Source organism: Azospirillum sp. VT-I1 (assembly GCF_055698305.1).
Map to the genome: position 1 here is coordinate 63,829 of NZ_CP168807.1, position 17,526 is coordinate 81,354.

Consider the following 17,526-nt stretch of genomic DNA (forward strand, 5'->3'; position numbering starts at 1 on the left):
CGCCGCTCCACAGTGTTTCGCGTACGGACCCGAATTTGTTTCGCAACACGCTCTGGAATCTGCTTGGCGAAGGGCTCCCCATGTTGGCGGCCCTGCTGTCGATTCCGTTGCTCATCTCCGCCGTCGGGATGGAGCGTTTCGGCGCGCTGACCCTGATCTGGGCGCTGCTCGGTTACCTCGGGGTGCTCGACCTCGGGCTGGGGCGGTCGCTGGTGCAGATCGTCGCCGACCGGATCGGGCATGCGGGCCATGCGGGGGAGCCGGAGAACAGCCCCGCAAACGGCCGGGACGGCGGCAGCACGGCGGGCATCGCCGGGCCGGCCATCGCCCTGATGGGGGCCATCGGCCTGTTGACCGGCGGGGCGGTGGCGCTGGGCGCCGGGCTGCTGGCCGACCGGTTCCAGCTGGATACCGGCACCTCGCCGGACGAGATCCGGGTGAGCCTGCTGATCGCGGCGGCCATCGTGCCGATCGCGCTGGTCTCCGCCGGCCTGCGCGGCGTGCTGGAGGCCCACCAGCGCTTCCGCCCGATCAGTCTGGTGCGGATGACGGTGGGGGTGCTGAACTATCTGAGCCCGCTCTGCGTGCTGCCCTTCAGCCAGAGCCTGGTGCCGGTGATCGCCGCCATCGCGGCGGGGCGCTTCATCGGGCTGGTCGGCTATGGCGTGCTGGCCGTGCGCCAGATGCCGGACCTTCTCCATCCCGGCCGCTGGGGCCGCCCGAGCCTGCGCGGGCTGTTCACCATGAGCGCCTGGATGATGCTGAACAACCTGGTCGGCCCGGCGATGCTCTATGCCGACCGCTTCATCCTGCTCAGCCTGGTGCCGGCGGCGATGGTCGCCTTCTACACGACGCCGTTCGAGCTTCTGTCGCGGCTGATGGTGATCCCCGGCGCCCTGTCGCTGGCACTGTTCCCGCTGGCCTCCAGCCTGTTCCGGCGCGATCCGCCGGCGCTGGGCCGCATCCTGGACGCCGGCGGCCACCTGACGCTGGCGGTGTTCCTGGCGATGCAGGCCGCCACCATCGTCGGCGGCGAGACGGCGCTGGAGCTGTGGCTGGGTCCGGCCTTCGCCGCCAACAGCGCGTCTGTCCTGTCGATCCTGATGCTGGGCGTCTTCTTCAACGCCACCGCCTATGTGCCCAACACGCTGATCCAGAGCGTCGGCCGCGTCGACGTGACGGCGCGCCTGCAGCTGGCCGAGCTGCCGGTCTATCTGGGCGTCCTGTGGCTGCTGGCCGAGCGCTACGGCGCCGTCGGCGCCGCCGCGGCCTGGAGCCTGCGCACCGCGGTCGATTGCGGGCTTCTGCTGGTCCTGCTGCCGCGCGTGGCGCCGGGCACGGGGGCGGTGGCGCTGACCATCGGCCTGCGCGCGCTGCTGGCCGGGGCGGCGGGAACGGCCGGGCTGCTGGTCGGCGGGCCGGTGGGGGCGGCGATCAGCCTGACCGGCCTGCTGGCGGTCGGGCTTGGCGTTGCCGGCCGGCTGCTGCGCACCCGGTCCTGGGAGAAGCTGGCCGCCCCGCTGCGCAAGTCTCGCGCCGCCCGGCTGATCGACGGAACCGCGGCGGACCGGACGTAACATCACCCCGTCGAAACACGGCGCGCGGGTGGTTCCTTTGCCGCCGGAAATGCGCTATGTGAGCGGAAACTCTGTGCAACGCTGGTTGGAGTTCGAAGGCCATGGCCGAGGGTACTGTGGACTATTACGCGATGGTCGAAGAGGCTTGGCAGCTCAGCGACACCGCGCGCGACTATGTGAAGAACGCCGGCCGCGAGGTGGACAACACCGAGCTGTGGGAGAAGGTGTTCGCCTCTTCGCCGCTGATCGACCTGGAGCGCACCCGCGCCGAGGGCGGCCAGCCGCTGCAGAAGATCTTCTTCAAGAACCCCTACGGCCTGCAGTACCGCGCCGACCACAAGGACTGGATCCCGTTCCGCCACGGTGCGCTCGACCCGGCCTACCTCCAGGTCATCTGACCGGGCCGGCCGGTCCAGACGAGCAGTCTGGACGGTTGTCCGGCGGGCGGTGCCGTCTTGCGGCGGGGGTTAGGGGGCGTGCATGGCGCGGCTGGTGGCGGGGCAGGGCTTCGCCCTCGATCTGGATGAGGCCCGGCTGGCGAACGGCTTCGTCGCCGATGCCTTCACCACCGTGCCGGATGCCTCCTCCATCGCCGCCGGTGCCGGCAGCCTGACCGTCGCCCGCACGGTCGCCGGCCGGGCGCACGCCGCCCAGCTGGACTATGCCGCCTCCGGCAGCGGGGCCGCGGCGGCCGTCCGCTTCACCGGGTTGAGCGACCGCGATGCGGCCGGGCTCTTGCGCTACCGGATCGAGGGGCTGGACGTAGCACTGACCGGCGGGACGCTCGACCGGCTCGGCGCCCGCATCTTTCAGCAGATCGACGGCTTCGTCGGGGCGGACGGCAACGACAGCGTCTATCTCGGCGTGCCGGGCGGGCGCAGCTTCGACGGCGGCGGCGGCACCGACCGCGCCGTCTACACCGCCGACCCGCGCCGCTATGCCCTGCAGGACGGAGCCTACCGCGCCGAGACTCCGGTGGTGGTGGCGCTCGACGGCAGCGGCCGGCGCCATGCCGTGGTGTCGAGCCGGAACGTCGACACGCTGACCGACGTGGAGCTGGTCACCATCGACGGCCGCACCGCCGCCCCGGCGGCGCTCGCCTTCGACGCGCAGAGTTACCTTGCGGCCAATCGCGATCTCGCCGTGGCCTTCGGCGGCAATGTGGTGGCCGCGGCCGCGCATTACTCCTGGAGCGGCCGGAACGAGGGGCGCAGCCTGGGCGGCTTCGACGCGCTGGGCTATCTGGGGGCCAACCCCGACGTGCTGGCGGCGGTCGGCGTCGATGCCGGTGCCGCCATCCGACATTACCTGGCCTATGGCGCCCGCGAAGGGCGGACGGCCGGCTTCGATCCCTACGGCTATCTCGCCTCCCACCCCGACGTGCTGGCCGCGGTCGGCATCGATCCGGCGGCGGCGGTGGTTCACTATGCCCGCTTCGGCCGGGGCGAGGGGCGCAGCGTGACCTTCGACGCGGCGGCCTATCTGGCGGCCAATGCGGACGTGGCGGCCGCCGCCGGCGGCGATGCCACGGCGGCCAAGCTCCATTACCTCACCTTCGGCCTGCGCGAGGGACGGCCGTTGCGGGCGACGCCCGGCCGGTCCCCGGCAGTGGCGGCCGTTCCCATGAGGGCCGCTTCCATGGGATTGGCCGTGCCGGCCGCCGCCGCACTCGCGGGAACCCCGCAGGGCGTGCCGGTCGTGGTGACCGGAACGGCCGGCAACGACACGCTGAGCGGCAGCGCCGCCTTCGACGCGCTGGGCAACCCGATAACGGACGCGGTGGACGGGCTGGGCGGCATCGACAGCTTCGTGCTGACCGCCGCGCTCGCCTCCTACTCGCTGGCCATCGACGCCAACGGCAATCTCGTGGTCAGCGGTCCCGACGGCACCGACACGCTGACCGGCATCGAGCTGCTGCAGGCCACCGACGGAATCTATCCGGTGGGGGGCTGGTCGGCTTCTCCCAGCCGTCGCTGACGGGGCTGACCGTCTCGGCCTCCGCTTCCAACGGCAACGACTATCTGGTGGGCGGGATCCAGGGCGACGCCATCGGCGGCGGTGCCGGCAACGACACCATCGCCGGGCTGGCCGGCAACGACACGCTGTTCGGCAATGCCGGCAACGACGTCCTGCTGGGTGGCGACGGCGCCGACCAGCAGGAGGGCGGGGCGGGCAACGACCTGCTGTTCGGCGGGGCCGGGGACGACCTGCTGCGCGGCGACGTCATCGACGTCGTCGGCAATGACACCCTGCTGGGCGAGGACGGCAACGACTGGCTCGATGCCGGGGCCGGCAACGACTGGCTGGACGGCGGCGTCGGCAACGACACGCTCTATGGCGGGCTGGGGGCCGACGTGCTGCGCGGCGGCGGCGGCGACGATATCCTGTTCGGCGACGTCTATTCCGACCGCAGCCACGAGATCTCCGTCAATCCCCGCGACACCGTCACCCTGTACGAGGACGTCCTGCTGGGCGGCGCCGGCAACGACACGCTGGTCGGCGGCTATGGCGCCGACCTGATGGACGGCGGGGCGGGAGCGGACGTCTTCTCCATCCGCAACCTGAACGAATCCACCCTGGCCGCCCCCGACGTCATCATCAACTTCAACGGCGCCGTCGTGGCCCAGCAGGCCCTGCAGGGGCTGGCGAGCTACGCCACCGTCGGGGCCGAGGGCGACCGCATCGACCTGTCGGAAATCGACGCCATCACCGGCACCACCGCCAACGACGCCTTCACCTTCGTCGGCACCGCCGGCTTCACCGCGGCCGGGCAGCTGCGCTATCAGCCGTCCGGCGCGGTCACGCTGATCGAGGGCGACGTGAACGGGGACGGGGCGGCCGACTTCCGCATCCAGGTCAACATCGCCAACTATACCTTCTCCGCCTTCGACTTCGTGCTGTAGGCGGACGCCGGCCACCGCCATGATGTTCACCCTCGTCAGGACCGAACGGTTCGAGCAGGAAATCAAGAAGAGCCGCTTCCTGGCCCAGGCCGCCCCGGCCGACAGCGAGGAGGAGGCGCGCCGCTTCATCGCCGAATCCAGCATGCCCGACGCCGGCCACAATTGCTGGGCCCTGCGGGTCGGCGACGTCTATCGCTTCAGCGACGACGGCGAGCCGGGCGGGACCGCCGGTCGGCCGATCCTCCAGGCCATCGAGGGCCAGGAGATGGACCGGGTGGCGGTGGTGGTCAGCCGCTGGTTCGGCGGCATCCTGCTGGGGGCGGGCGGGCTGGTGCGCGCCTATGGCGGCACGGCGGCAAGCTGCCTGAAGGCGGCGGCGCGCGAGCCGATCGTCGCCTATGCCACCCTGTCCGTCGCCTGTGGCTTCGCCGACGAGGCGCGCATCCGCTCCAGCCTCGGCGGCTTTCCCGGCACGCGGGTGGAGACCACCGGCTTCACCCCCGACGGCGTCCAGCTTCACGTCACGCTTCCCCGCGACCGCGCCGACGCGTTCATCCGGCTGGTCACCGACATTTCCCGCGGTCAGGCGGCGGTGGTGCGTGGCGAGGACTAGGCGTGTGCGGACCGGCGGGGATCCGGCCGGCGGAAATCTGATTTTTCCATAAACATAATTATGTGTTTTATGTTTGCCGGCAAGGGACGGTCGGGCGTGGCGATGCCATGCTTTGGAACTTTGTCGCGCGACCGGGCCAGAGCTTCGGCCGAAATCGAATCTACCACTTTTTAGTGAGTTAAAAAAGATAATCACCCTCAAAAGGGGATTTTCGGCACGTCTCCGGATGGTGTGGAGAAGAGGCAGAATCCCCGCATGCATATGAGGCTTCCTTCTTTTTATTTAACTGGAAGTCTCCCCCTTTCTTGCCGGTGATACCTCGCTTTATTGAATTGCTGACCGCGGTTTTCTCCTCACATTTGGGTGAATACGGCCGATTGGCCGCAATAATCATCGCCGAAATGCGGTGCGGATCGACGGCCGGCGGGACTGCCCTGTTCCGGCTCCGCCGCCCTGCCGCCATCAAGGAGGACCATCCGTGCGCGACGTACTGATTGCGGACGCCAGCCTCGACGACCTCGACCTGCTGCTCGACCGTTGCCGGCCTGATGTCCGGATTGTCCGGGTCGCGGCCGATGAGGATGGTGGGAAGGCTTTCGCCGATGCGCTCGCCACCCGTCCCGCCGCCATCCATCTGCTGGCCCATGGCGAGCCGGGGGCGGTCCGGCTCGGCGCCCGCCGGCTCGACATCGCGGCGCTGTCCGGCCGTGAGGCAGATGGGCGGTCTTGGCCGCAGGCGCCGGATACCGAGATCCTGATCCATGCCTGCGACACCGGGGCCGATGGCGGCCGTTTCGCCGAGGCACTCGCCCGGGCGACCGGCGCGCGCGTCGCCGCCGCCAGCCATCCGGTCGGCCACCCGTCGCTGGGCGCCTCCTGGGACCTCGACGTGACCACCGGGCCGGTCACCGCCGCCCTGCCCGTCTCCGGCACCGGCGACTGGGTCCATCGGCTGGCCTACAGCGGCACCCCGTCGGACGGCGACGACACGCTGGTCGGCGACGACACCGGCAACACCATCAATGGTGGGGCCGGCAACGACAGCATCACCGGCGGCACCGGCGACGACAGTCTGGTCGGCGGGCTCGGCGACGACACGCTGGTCGCCGGCGGCAACAGCGGCGTCGCCGCCGGCGACACCATGAATGGCGGGCTGGGCGCCGACCATTATGTCGGCGGCAGCGGCTTCAACATCGTCACCTACGAGGACGCCACCAGCGGCATCACGCTGGACCTCACCGACGGCGCCAACAACACCGGCGAGGCGGCCGGCGATAGCTTCGAGAACATCCAGCGCTGGATCGGCTCGGAGTATGCCGACAGCCTGACGGCGGGCGACACGGCGGTGTGGTTCTGGGGCCATGGCGGCAATGACGTCGAGCATGGCGGGGCCGGCAACGACACGCTGGAGGCCGGCGACGGCAACGACAGCGTCTTCGGCGGCGGCGGCAACGACCTGATCTACGGCCGCGCCGACAATGACGAACTGCATGGGCAGGCCGGCGACGACACGGTGGCCGGCGGCGGCGGTGCCGACCTGATCCATGGCGATGCCGGCAACGACCTGCTGAAGGGCGACTGGGAACGCGACACCATTTATGGCGGCGACGGCGACGACACCATTCTGGCCGGCATCGTCACCGCCGGCAGCTATACCCAGACCCAGGCCGACACGATCTATGGCGAGGCCGGCAACGACCGCTACATCGTCGTCAGCCAGTATGACGCCGGCACCGTCAGCTTCGACGGCGGCACCGGCACCGACACGCTGGAGGTCCGCTCCGACAATCTGAGCAGCTACAACGGCTACGACCTGGAATATTACACCGCCGTCGCCTCCCCAACGATCGACCTGACCGGGATGACGCTGGCCGGGGTGGAGCGGCTGGAGCTGACCGGCAGCCGGGCGCATGACGTGACGCTGACGGGCGCGCAGGCCGCCGGCTTCGAGGCCATCGCCGGTAGTGCGGCGTCTGACACCCTGCGCATCGCCGGCAGCGCCGACCTGTCGGCGGTGGCCCTGTCGGGCATCGAGGCGATCGACCTCACCGGCAGCGGCGCCACCCTGACGCTCGCAGCTTCGCAGCTGGCCGGGCTGGCGCTGAGCGGCAACGGCAATGCGCTTGCGGTGGCGGCGTCCGGCGACGGGGCGACCGTGGACCTGTCCGGCGCCACCGGCTTCGCGCAGATCGGCCTGACCGGCACCGCCGGGGCCGACGAGCTGACGGTCGGGGCCGGGACGACCGTCACCGGCAACGGCGGCGACGACGTCATCCGCATCGCCGCCGGGACGGCCGGTGCGGTCACCGTCACCGACGCCGCCATCGGCGACCGTCTGGTGATGGAGGGGGCCGACCTCGCCGGCATGCAGGTGGAGACGGCCGCCGGTTCCACCGTGCTGCGCATCGGCAGCGGGCTGGCCGTGACCCTGATCGGGAGCTTCGACGCCAGCCAGTTCCGGGCCGGCAGCGGCGGCAGCGTCACCATCGTTCAGGCCAACAGCGCCCCGGTGGCGGAGGAGGACAGGACGGTGACGGCCCAGGCCGGCGCCACCGTCGCTCTCGGCATCGCCGCCCCGACAGATGCCGACGGCGACGCGCTGACGGTCACGGTCACCGGCCTGCCGACCGGCGGCACCCTGACGCTTGCCGACGGCACCGCGGTGGCCGCCGATCAGAGCCTGACGCTCGCCCAGCTGTCGGCCCTGACCTTCACCGCCGCGTCCGGCGCGGTCGGCGCTGCCGGGGCCTTCACCTACCGGGTCGAGGATGGCCATGGCGGCATCGACACCCAGAGCGTGGCGCTGACGGTGGAGGCCGCCCCGGTCGTCTCGCCGCCCCCTCCCCCTCCTCCGCCTCCTCCGCCCCCTCCGCCGCCGCCGCCGCCCGTCACCACTCCCGATCCCGTGCCCGATCCGGTGGTGCAGCCGGCGGTCAACTCCGCCCCGGTGGCCCAGGCCGACAAGACGATGACCGTCCAGGACCGGACGGCGGTGTCGCTCGGCATCGCGTCGCCCACCGATCCCGACGGCGACGCGCTGACGGTGACGGTGACCGGCCTTCCCGGCGGCGGCACCGTGCGGCTGGCCGACGGCAGTGCCGTGACGGTGAACCAGATCCTGTCGGCGGCCGATCTGCCGGTGCTGACCTTCCTGGCCGCCGACGGCATGTCGGGCGATGCGGGGGCCTTCGCTTATCGGGTCGAGGATGGCCATGGCGGCGCCGTCGCCCGGCGCGTGGCCCTGCAGGTGGTGCCGTCGGCCGAGCCCGCCTCCACTCCGCAGCCGCCGGCCGCCGGCGGGCTGCCGGCCGGCTTCGACGGGCTGGCCTACATCGCCTCCCATCCGGACCTGATCGCCGCCTTCGGCGCCAACGCCGCGGCCGGCATCCAGCATTACCTGCAGAACGGGCAGGCGGAGGGGCGGAGGGTGACCTTCAACGCCCTGGCCTACACCGCCTCCTACCCCGAGCTGATCGCCGCCTTCGGCACCAACACCGAGGCCGCGACCCGCCATTACATCGAGCAGGGCTATGGCGAGGGGCGCATCCCGAACTTCAGCGGGTTGTCCTACATCGCCTCCTACCCGGACCTGTCGGCGGCCTTCGGCACCAACGCCGATGCCGGGACCCGGCATTACATCGAGAACGGCTATGCCGAGGGGCGGACCGTCACCTTCGACGGCTACAACTACCTGGCGGCCAACCGCGACGTGGCGCTCGCCTATGGTGTCGACGCCGATGCTGCCGCCCGGCACTACATCCAGAACGGCCAGGCCGAGGGCCGGCCGGCCCAGGGATTCGACGCACTGCGCTACATCGCCAGCAACCCGGACCTGATCCAGGCCTTCGGCCCCGATGTCCAGGCGGCCGAGATCCACTACATCCGGAACGGCTATGCCGAGGGGCGGTCGCTGACCGCCTTCGATCCGGCGGCCTATCTGGCAAGCAATCCGGAGATCGCCACGGAGTTCGGCACCAGCGATGCGGCGGTCGAGCTGGCCTATATCAAGCGCAGCACCTCCACCGCGGCGGAGGCCATGGCCGCCGCCAATGCAGAGGCGCCCATCGCCGTCACCATGCTGGCGGCCGGGATGACCGGATCGCAGGCGATGGGGATCGATGGCGGTTTCTACGACGTGCCGTCGTCCGGCTCGATGCTCGGCACGCTGGCGGTGGGCGATGGCGGGATGTCCGGCCGGCAGCGGGCGGAGCTTCCCGTGTGAACCCCCTCCCACCGGCCGCCGGTGGACGTCGGTCGGAGCCATCGGGGGGCGGCGGCAAGCCGCCCCTTCCTTTTGAAAGCCGCCTCTGATCGGACCCGGCCATCAAGACATGATATGATGATTTCATATCATGCGTTTATCCGCCCCCGAGAGCCCGGCGGCGTGACGGGAAGGGAGATGGCGGCGAGCGGCCCTTCCTCAGCGGCCTTTCCTTAGCGGGCCTTGCGGTCGGCCTTCGCCATGGAGGGCAGCGCCACGTCGATCACCAGCCGGTGGCCGCGCTCCTTGTCCGGGGCCAGGGTGGAGACGGCGAGCAGGCGCACCGGGCCATCCCCGCCCGCGCCATCCTCGTCGCTGAACAGCAGCCGGGTGCCGCCGCCGTCCCGCTCGGCCCGGTAGCCGAGCGCCGTCGCCGGCAGGCGGCCGGACGGGGCGGCCTGCCACAGCGTGCCGGGCAGCCTCACCTCCAGCCGGCCGTCGGGGCGCCGCACCGGCGTCTCGTAACGCGGGTCCTGGTCGAGGTCGAGCACGACGCGCAGCCCGTCCCCGCCGATGGCGGTGCGGATCCGCTCCACATGACGCTGGGCTTCAGGACGCGCCGCAGGCTGGAAGCTGACCGGCTGGGCGGGAGCATCCGGAACCGGCTTGACGCCCGGCCGCAGGACCTCCACCGCGGGTTCGGCCCGGACGGGAGCGGCCTCGTCGCCGGGGTCGGGCTTCACCGCGGGGACCGGCGCCGCCGGCGCCGGAGCCGGGGCCGCGGCAGGCTGTGGAACTGCGGGCCGGGCGGCGGTGCCCTGAGTGGAGGTGCCCTGGGTGGCGGCAGGTTGGGGGGCGGCCTTCGCAGCGGGGGCCGCCTTGGCCGGTTGCTTGTCCAGCTCCACGAAGCCGCCGGTGCGGCCTTCGGCGCGGCCATGCTGGACGTAATGGGCGTAGCCGCTGGAAGCCTGCCCGCTGCGGATGGCGGCGACGACGTCGGGATTGGCGGCCAGATAGCTGCGTTCCCGCCAGCCGGTCGGCGGCGCCAGGGCGCTGTCGACCTCCGGCGCGCGGCGCAGGCCGGAGATCGACAGCGATCCGTGCAGGCCCAGCCCCTCCACCGCCAGCGACAGCCACATGGGCGTCAGCAGCAGAAGCAGAAGGCGCAGCAGCTGGGGGATCTGCGACAAGGCGGGCGCGTCCGGCAAGGAGGAAAACGGCACCGGTCCCGTCGGCCCGGCGTTCCCCGCATGCGTACTCCCAAGCGCGCCGTCCGGTCCAGGAAAAGCCGCCGGCCTGAGGGGGTGCTTTTTCGGCCATCAACCCCTTTGACCACCAACGATGCGGGGTACCCCATCGTTCGGGTGGCCGCGGGTTGGCGCGATGCACACCTTCGGTTGGCCGCAGCCGTTCGGCGCCACCCCTTAGAGTTTCGGAACCGGGAAGCCTTCATGGAACAGATGCGAGACGGATCGCCGGCCGATCCGGCGCGGGACCCCTCCTCCCCCTCTCCTCCGGAGGGCAGCCTCAGGGCGAAGGGTCCCAATCCGGTCCAAGGCCCGGCCCGCCTCTCGATCCCGGCATCGCCGGGCTGGTGTCGGCGCTGCGCATGCTGGGCATTCCGGCCGATTACGACGGCGTGCGCCATGCCTGCGGCGGCGAAACCCCCGACCTGACCGGTCTGGTCCGCCAGGCCCACCGGCTGGGCGCCAAGGCCCGCGTGGTGAAGACCAAATGGGAGCGGCTGGAGCGCACGCCGCTCCCCGCCCTGGTCCCCGGCCTGGACGGCGGCTTCCTGGTGCTGGCCAAGGCCGGCAACGGCCGCGTGCTGGTGCATGACGCCGCGACCAACCAGACCCGCATCCTCGACCGCGAGGGGTTCGAACCGCTGTGGAGCGGCCGGCTGCTCTGCCTGGGGCGCAAGGGCACGATGGGCATGGGCCAGCCGCGCTTCGACGCCCGCTGGTTCGGCGCGGTCGCCTGGAAATACCGCGGCATCCTGGGCGAGGTCCTGCTCGCCTCCTTCTTCATCCAGCTGTTCGCGCTGGTGACGCCGCTGTTCTTCCAGGTGGTGGTGGACAAGGTGGTGGTGCACCGCAGCCTGGGCACGCTGGACGTGCTGATGGTCGGCATGCTGGCCGTCATCCTGTTCGAGGCGGTGCTGGGGGGCCTGCGTACCTACACCTTCGCCCACACCGCCAACCGGCTGGACGTGGAGCTGGGGGCCAAGCTGTACCAGCGGCTGCTGTCGCTCCCCATGGGCTATTTCGCGGCGCGCCGGGTCGGCGACAGCGTCGCCCGCGTGCGCGAGCTGGAGACGATCCGCAACTTCATGACCAGCTCCACCATCACGCTGGTGCTGGACCTGCTGTTCACCGTCGTCTTCCTGGGCGTGATGCTGCTGTACAGCCCGATGCTGACGGCGATCGTCGCGGCTTCCTTCCCCATCTACGTCCTGATCAGCCTGGTGGCGACGCCGATCCTGCGTCGCCGCCTGGACGAGAAGTTCGCCCGCGGCGCCGAGAACCACAGCTTCCTGGTCGAGACGGTGTCGAGCATCGAGACGGTCAAGGCCATGGCGGTCGAGCCGCGCATGCAGCGCCGCTGGGAGGACCAGCTGTCCGGCTATGTCCGCGCCGGCTTCCGCGCCGGCAACCTGAACAACATCGCCAGCCAGTCGGTGCAGTTCGTCTCCAAGCTCTCGACCATGCTGGTGCTGTGGCTGGGGGCGAAGCTGGTGATCGAGGGCAGCCTGACGGTGGGCGAGCTGGTGGCCTTCAACATGTTCGCCGGCCGCGTCGTCCAGCCGGTGCTGCGCATCGCCCAGCTGTGGCAGGATTTCCAGCAGGTGCGGCTGTCGATGCACCGCATCGGCGACATCCTGAACACCGCCCCCGAGCCGCTGCAGAGCCCCGGCCGCGCCGCCATGCCGGCGATCAAGGGCGACCTGACCTTCGACCACGTCACCTTCCGCTACCGCCATGACGGGCCGGAGACGCTGAGCGACGTGTCGCTGCATGTCCCGGCGGGGCAGGTCGTCGGCATCGTCGGCACGTCCGGCTCGGGCAAGAGCACGCTGGCCAAGCTGCTGCAGCGCTTCCATGTGCCGGAGCGCGGGCGGGTGATGGTGGACGGCACCGATCTCTCCACCGCCGACGCCGTGTGGCTGCGCCGGCAGATCGGCGTGGTGCTGCAGGACAATGTCCTGTTCTCAGGCACCATCCGCGAGAACATCGCGCTGACCGACCCGACCATGGAGATGGGCCGCGTCGTCGCCGCGGCGAAGCTGGCCGGCGCCCACGACTTCATCGTCGAGCTGCCCGACGGCTACGACACCGTGGTGGGGGAGCGCGGCGCCAGCCTGTCGGGCGGGCAGCGGCAGCGCATCGCCATTGCCCGCGCGCTGGTCACCAACCCGCGCATCCTGATCTTCGACGAGGCGACCAGCGCGCTCGACCACGAGTCCGAACGGATCATCCAGGCCAACATGCGCCGCATCTGCGCCGGCCGCACCGTGCTGATCATCGCCCACCGCCTGTCCACCGTCGCCATCGCCGACCGCATCGTCACGGTGGAACGCGGCCGCATCGTCGAGGACGGTGCGCCCGACGAGCTTCTGCGCCGCGGCGGCCGTTACGCGACGCTGTTCCACGGTCAAATGGGGGGCCAGATGGGACAGCTGCCGGGCGGGAACCCGCCGCCGACGGACGGGCTGATCGAACAACGGGCCGCGGGCTGAGGGGGACGAGCGCCATGAGCAAGACGAACGCCGCGGTGAAGACCACCGCCGCCCCCTCCGCTCCCACCCCTGCCGGCGTGAAGCCGCCCGCCAACACGCCGGGCACCCCCGGCGAGCCGCGCCCGCCCACCAAATTCCAGGGCCGGCCGCAAAAGCGCCGGCGCGACGAGATGGACTTCCTGCCCGACGCGCTGGAGATCCTGGAGCGGCCGCCCTCGCCCACCGCGCGGACCTTCACCGCCGTCATCATGCTGGCCTTTACCGCCGCCTGCGCCTGGGCGTGGTTCGGCCATGTCGACGTGGTGGCGGTGGCCCAGGGCCGGGTGGTGCCGAGCGGCCGGACCAAGACCGTGCAGCCGATGCAGACCGGCGTCGTCCGCACCATCGCCGTCGAGGACGGCCAGCTGGTCAGGGCCGGCCAGACGCTGATCGAGCTGGACCCGACCGGCGCCACGGCCGACCGCGACCGCATCCGCTCCGACCTGTCGGCGGCAAGGGCCGAAGTGGCGCGGCTGCGCGCGGCGCTGGAGGTGGTGAACGGCAACCCCGACGCCGTCTTCGCCGCTCCTGCCGGCCTGTCGCCCGATCTGGCGCGAATGCAGGGCCAGCTTCTCGACAGCCAGATCGCCGAGCAGCGCGCCAAGCTGGCGGCGCTCGACCGCGAGCAGGCCCGGCGCGAGGCCGACCGCGCCACCGTGGTGCAGACCATCGCCAAGCTGAACGCCACCCTGCCGCTGATCCGCGAACGGGCGGAGGCGCTGTTCGACCTGTCCAAGCGCGGCACCTCGTCCCGCTTCCAGTATCTCCAGCTTCAGCAGGATCTGGTCGGGCAGGAGCAGGAGCTTCTGGTCCAGAAGATCAAGCTGACGGAGGCCGACGCCTCCATCGCTGCCGCCGCCGAGCAGCGCCGCCAGACCGAGGCCGAGTTCCGCCGCCAGCTCTACACCGGCTTGGCCGAGGCCGAGCGCAAGGCCGCCTCGCTGGACCAGGAGCTGGCCAAGGCCGACCAGCAGGTCGATCTCTTGCGGCTGACCGCGCCGGTGGACGGCTATGTCCAGCAGCTGGCCATCCACACGGTGGGTGGTGTCGTGACCACCGCCCAGCCGCTGATGGTCATCGTGCCGGAGGACAGCCGGCTGGAGGTGGAGGCCTTCATCCCCAACAAGGACATCGGCTTCGTCCAGACCGGACAGGTGGCGGAGGTGAAGGTGGAGGCCTTCTCCTTCACCAAATACGGCCTGATCCCCGGACGCGTCGCCTCGCTGTCGGGCGACGCCGTGCAACAGCAGCAGGCCGACAAGGGGACGGAGAAGAGTGGCGCCAAGGCGCCGGAGGCGGGCGCGGTCTATGCCGCCCGCATCACGCTGGATCGCGACACGCTGGAGGTCGACGGCAAGGAGACGCGGCTGCAGCCGGGCATGACGGTGACCGCCGAGATCAAGACCGGCCGCCGCCGCATCGCCGACTACCTGCTCTCCCCCTCTCGCGCAGCGCCCAGGAAGCCATGCACGAGCGGTAAAGTTCCCTCTCCCGCCCCGGGAGAGGGAAGGGGCCCATGCGGAGCATGGGAAGGGTGAGGGTGGGCACGAAGCCATGCGCTTCGTGAGTCTCGGATTACCCCTCACCCTCCCCACGCCTTCGGCGCGGGTCCCCTCCCTCTCCCGGGGCGGGAGAGGGCTGGCTTCGGCTCGCTACGCCGCCAGATCGTGAGCGTCGTACCAGGCGTGCAGGCCGTGGGCGGCGTCCTCGAAGCCGGAGACCGTTTCCGGCTTCCAGCCCGCCATGCCGTCCACGATCCCATGCGACGCCGCATTGGCCGTCACCGCGTGGCCCAGCAGGTCGCCGGCCTGAAGCTCTGCCACCTGCGCCTGGGACGGAGCCTTAGCCCCGAACAGGCTCTTGTCGGCGGCGACCACCAGCGTGCCGTTCCACCACATCCCGCTCTGGCCCTTGACCACGTCGCGCCCGTCCAGCGCGCCCTTGTCGTAGGTCACCGCGGCGTCGGTGGCGGCATAGCTGCGGCCGTTCACGCTGACGCTGTCGACGAACAGGTTGCGGTCCTGGCCGCCGGCGAAGCCGTCGTTGTCGTAGCGGATCTGCACCTTGTGGGCGCTGTCGGCCGACACGCTGGTGGTGAAGGCGTAGCTCTTGGCCGCGGTGCCGACGGTGGCGCCGCCGACGGCCTGGCCGTCGACCAGAAGGGTGAAGTGGGCGTTGACCCCGGCGGCGGCCGTGCCCTTGGCGTTGACCAGGATGGTGGCGGCGGCGGTCGCGGGCGCCCCGGTGCCGGGCGTCTCCGGCGCGCCGTAGGTCTCGCCGAGCTTCGCCAGCAGCGCCTGGGTGTTCAGGTCGGTGTAGCCGGTGGCGCCGACCGGCGTCCCGGTCTGCTTCGCCAGCGACAGGAACTCGTCCTGGGTCAGGGCGCTGCCGCGCAGCGCGATGGCCTGCTGCTGGGCGAGCGCCACCGCGGCGGTCACCGTCGGGGCGGCGAAGGAGGAGCCGTTGGCCGTCACCGTCCGCCCGGCCAGATCGGTCAGCCGGATGTCGGTGCCGTCGGCGCACAGGTCGGTGATGCCCGGGTTGCGCTGGGCCCAGCCCGGCAGCGCCCCGTCGCCGGTGGAGGCGGTGACGCAGATCGTGTTGTGGTCGGCGGCGAAATAGGAGACGTCGGTCGCCGTGCCGTTCTGCCCGGCATTGCCGGCGGCGGCCGACACCAGAACCCGCTTGGCGGCGAGGCTCGCCAGCTCGTCCGACAGGATGGTCGTCATCTCCGACGAGGCGGAGCCGCCGGCCAGCGAGAGGTTGACGCCGACGACGTTGTAGTCCGACGCGTGGGCGACGACCCATTGCAGCGCCTGCTCGATCGCCGCCCCCGACGCGGTGGTGGAGCCGTCCGGCATCACCTTCAGCGCGATGATGCCGACGTCCGGCGCCTGGGACAGGATGCGGGAGGTCACCAGGGCGCCGTGAGTGTCGGCGTTGGGGTTGCGCGCGTCGCCGTCATTGTCGGCATAGTCATGCTGGTAGACCACGGAGGCGGCAGTCTCCCAGGTCGGCGACCAGCCGCTGTCGATGACGACGACCGTCTTGCCGCTGCCGGTATGGGTGCTGTTCGCCATGCTGTCGGTCCCCGCTGTGTGCCGTCGATGAAGATGCGGGGCGGAGTATGAGGGCGGGCGGTGTGGCCTTCGGATGATAAGGACGGGGCGGTTTTGGGTGCGACACCCCTTATGCGACGGCGCATAAGAGCCGGCGTGACGGCCGATCCGGGCGCTGGGGCTGGCCTCCCCGTCCGGTGCCCCACCTGTTGGTGAAGGCCGGGCAAGAGGGAGGAGCGCCGTGCGAGGGGTGTGGATGAGGGTGCCGGTCCAATACCGCTGGGGGTTCGCCGCCCTGCTGTTCCTGCCGGCCGCGGCATCCGCCCAGCCGTCTGCCGGCCAATCGCCCGCCGGTCAACCGCCCAGCGGAGCGCCCAGGCTGGAGCTGCCGGTGCGCTGCCGGATCGGGGCGGACTGCTTCGTCCAGAACTATGTCGATACCGATCCGGGGCCGGGGATGCGGGATTTCGCCTGCGGACGGCTGACCTATGACGGGCACAAGGGGACGGATTTCCGCCTGCCCGACCTGGAGGCGATGCGGCGCGGGGTGGCGGTGGTGGCGGCGGCTCCCGGCACGGTGGCCCGCGTGCGCGACGGGATGGAGGACATCAGCATCCGGCAGAGCGGCGGTTCCCCCGCCGGGCGGGAGGCCGGCAACGCGGTGGTGGTCGACCATGGCAACGGCTGGGAAACCCAGTACAGCCACCTGAAGCGCGGCAGCATCGCGGTCAAGCCGGGCGACCGGGTGGAGGCCGGCACGCCGTTGGGCCAGATCGGGCTGTCCGGCAACACCGAGTTTCCCCATGTCGATTTCGGCATCCGCCATGACGGCCGCACGCTCGATCCCTACACGGGCAGGGAAGCCGGCGGCGGCGCGGCGGCGGCCTGCCCCGCCGGGACGGGCAGCGCGCCGGTCCCCCCGGATACGCTGTGGAGCGACGATGCGCGCCGGACTCTCGCCTACCGGCCGAGCGCCCTGCTCGGCGCCGGTCTGGCGCCCGAGGCGCCGAAGGAGGCGGTCGCGCGCGACGGTGGCTATGGCGGCGGCTATGGCGGGGACAGGGGCGGCAGGCCCCTGCCGGCCGATGCGCCGACCCTGGGCGTCTGGGCGGAGCTGATGGGCGGGCGGCAGGGCGACCGCGTGACGCTGGAGGTCACCGGCCCCGACGGCCGCCGCCTGCTGCGCAGCGAAGGGATGGTGCCGCGCCCGCTGGCCGTGCTGTTCTTCGGCACCGAGGTGAAGAAGCCGGCCCCGGGCCCCTGGGCACCCGGCCCCTACCGGGTGACGGTGACGCTCCGCCATGGCGACGAGGCGGTGCTGCGGGAGGAACGGCGGGTGGAGCTGCGCTGAACGGGGTTGAGCCGGAGGCGGCCAAGACAACGCGAAGGCTGCCG

General features: G+C 71.3%; 11 protein-coding genes. 9 read left to right on the top strand and 2 right to left on the bottom strand.

Going from position 1 to position 17,526, the window contains the following annotated elements:
* Window positions 1–80 precede the first annotated feature (80 nt).
* The 6 genes from AB8P05_RS31475 to AB8P05_RS31500 all read left to right on the top strand — a co-directional run bounded on the left by AB8P05_RS31475 (window position 81) and on the right by AB8P05_RS31500 (window position 9,315).
* Entirely contained in the window at window positions 81–1,577 is a 1,497-nt protein-coding gene (locus tag AB8P05_RS31475; RefSeq protein WP_472762151.1) for a flippase, read from the top strand.
* Window positions 1,578–1,678: 101 nt separating this feature from the next.
* Window positions 1,679–1,975, top strand: coding sequence for a hypothetical protein (locus AB8P05_RS31480; RefSeq protein ID WP_044553747.1), 297 nt, complete (start codon window positions 1,679–1,681; stop codon window positions 1,973–1,975).
* 82 nt (window positions 1,976–2,057) lie between these two features.
* A complete protein-coding gene (locus AB8P05_RS31485) occupies window positions 2,058–3,554 on the top strand; it encodes a hypothetical protein (protein WP_472762152.1) in 1,497 nt (498 codons plus the stop codon).
* 47 nt (window positions 3,555–3,601) lie between these two features.
* Entirely contained in the window at window positions 3,602–4,480 is an 879-nt protein-coding gene (locus AB8P05_RS31490) for a calcium-binding protein (protein WP_472762153.1), read from the top strand.
* Between the two features lie 22 nt (window positions 4,481–4,502).
* The gene (locus AB8P05_RS31495) at window positions 4,503–5,093 is read left to right on the top strand and encodes an IMPACT family protein (protein WP_472762273.1); all 591 of its coding nucleotides are present in this window, start codon (window positions 4,503–4,505) and stop codon (window positions 5,091–5,093) included.
* Window positions 5,094–5,571: 478 nt separating this feature from the next.
* Window positions 5,572–9,315, top strand: coding sequence for a DUF4347 domain-containing protein (locus AB8P05_RS31500; RefSeq protein WP_472762154.1), 3,744 nt, complete (start codon window positions 5,572–5,574; stop codon window positions 9,313–9,315).
* Between the two features lie 212 nt (window positions 9,316–9,527).
* Here the strand turns inward: AB8P05_RS31500 and AB8P05_RS31505 are convergent, their stop codons facing one another.
* Window positions 9,528–10,484 (bottom strand): hypothetical protein, encoded by a 957-nt coding sequence (locus tag AB8P05_RS31505; protein WP_472762155.1) that lies wholly within the window; start codon window positions 10,482–10,484, stop codon window positions 9,528–9,530.
* Between the two features lie 419 nt (window positions 10,485–10,903).
* On the opposite strand from AB8P05_RS31505, the gene AB8P05_RS31510 reads away from it, so the two are divergent.
* Both AB8P05_RS31510 and AB8P05_RS31515 read left to right on the top strand, forming a co-directional pair.
* A complete protein-coding gene (locus AB8P05_RS31510) occupies window positions 10,904–13,033 on the top strand; it encodes a type I secretion system permease/ATPase (protein ID WP_472762274.1) in 2,130 nt (709 codons plus the stop codon).
* Window positions 13,034–13,047: 14 nt separating this feature from the next.
* A complete protein-coding gene (locus AB8P05_RS31515; RefSeq protein ID WP_472762156.1) occupies window positions 13,048–14,610 on the top strand; it encodes an HlyD family type I secretion periplasmic adaptor subunit in 1,563 nt (520 codons plus the stop codon).
* Between the two features lie 114 nt (window positions 14,611–14,724).
* Here the strand turns inward: AB8P05_RS31515 and AB8P05_RS31520 are convergent, their stop codons facing one another.
* Entirely contained in the window at window positions 14,725–16,152 is a 1,428-nt protein-coding gene (locus AB8P05_RS31520) for a carbohydrate-binding domain-containing protein (RefSeq protein WP_472762157.1), read from the bottom strand.
* 235 nt (window positions 16,153–16,387) lie between these two features.
* Here AB8P05_RS31520 and AB8P05_RS31525 point away from each other — a divergent pair, with 235 nt between their 5' ends.
* Complete coding sequence (locus AB8P05_RS31525) at window positions 16,388–17,482, top strand: M23 family metallopeptidase (RefSeq protein WP_472762158.1); 1,095 nt, start codon at window positions 16,388–16,390, stop codon at window positions 17,480–17,482.
* Window positions 17,483–17,526 lie beyond the last annotated feature (44 nt).

Coding starts and splice junctions, on each gene's coding strand:
- AB8P05_RS31475 (WP_472762151.1), top strand. CDS start 81: ATGTTGGCGGCCCTGCTGTCGATTCCGTTGCTCATCTCCGCCGTCGGG.
- AB8P05_RS31480 (WP_044553747.1), top strand. CDS start 1,679: ATGGCCGAGGGTACTGTGGACTATTACGCGATGGTCGAAGAGGCTTGG.
- AB8P05_RS31485 (WP_472762152.1), top strand. CDS start 2,058: ATGGCGCGGCTGGTGGCGGGGCAGGGCTTCGCCCTCGATCTGGATGAG.
- AB8P05_RS31495 (WP_472762273.1), top strand. CDS start 4,503: ATGTTCACCCTCGTCAGGACCGAACGGTTCGAGCAGGAAATCAAGAAG.
- AB8P05_RS31510 (WP_472762274.1), top strand. CDS start 10,904: ATGCTGGGCATTCCGGCCGATTACGACGGCGTGCGCCATGCCTGCGGC.
- AB8P05_RS31515 (WP_472762156.1), top strand. CDS start 13,048: ATGAGCAAGACGAACGCCGCGGTGAAGACCACCGCCGCCCCCTCCGCT.
- AB8P05_RS31520 (WP_472762157.1), bottom strand. CDS start 16,152: ATGGCGAACAGCACCCATACCGGCAGCGGCAAGACGGTCGTCGTCATC.
- AB8P05_RS31525 (WP_472762158.1), top strand. CDS start 16,388: ATGAGGGTGCCGGTCCAATACCGCTGGGGGTTCGCCGCCCTGCTGTTC.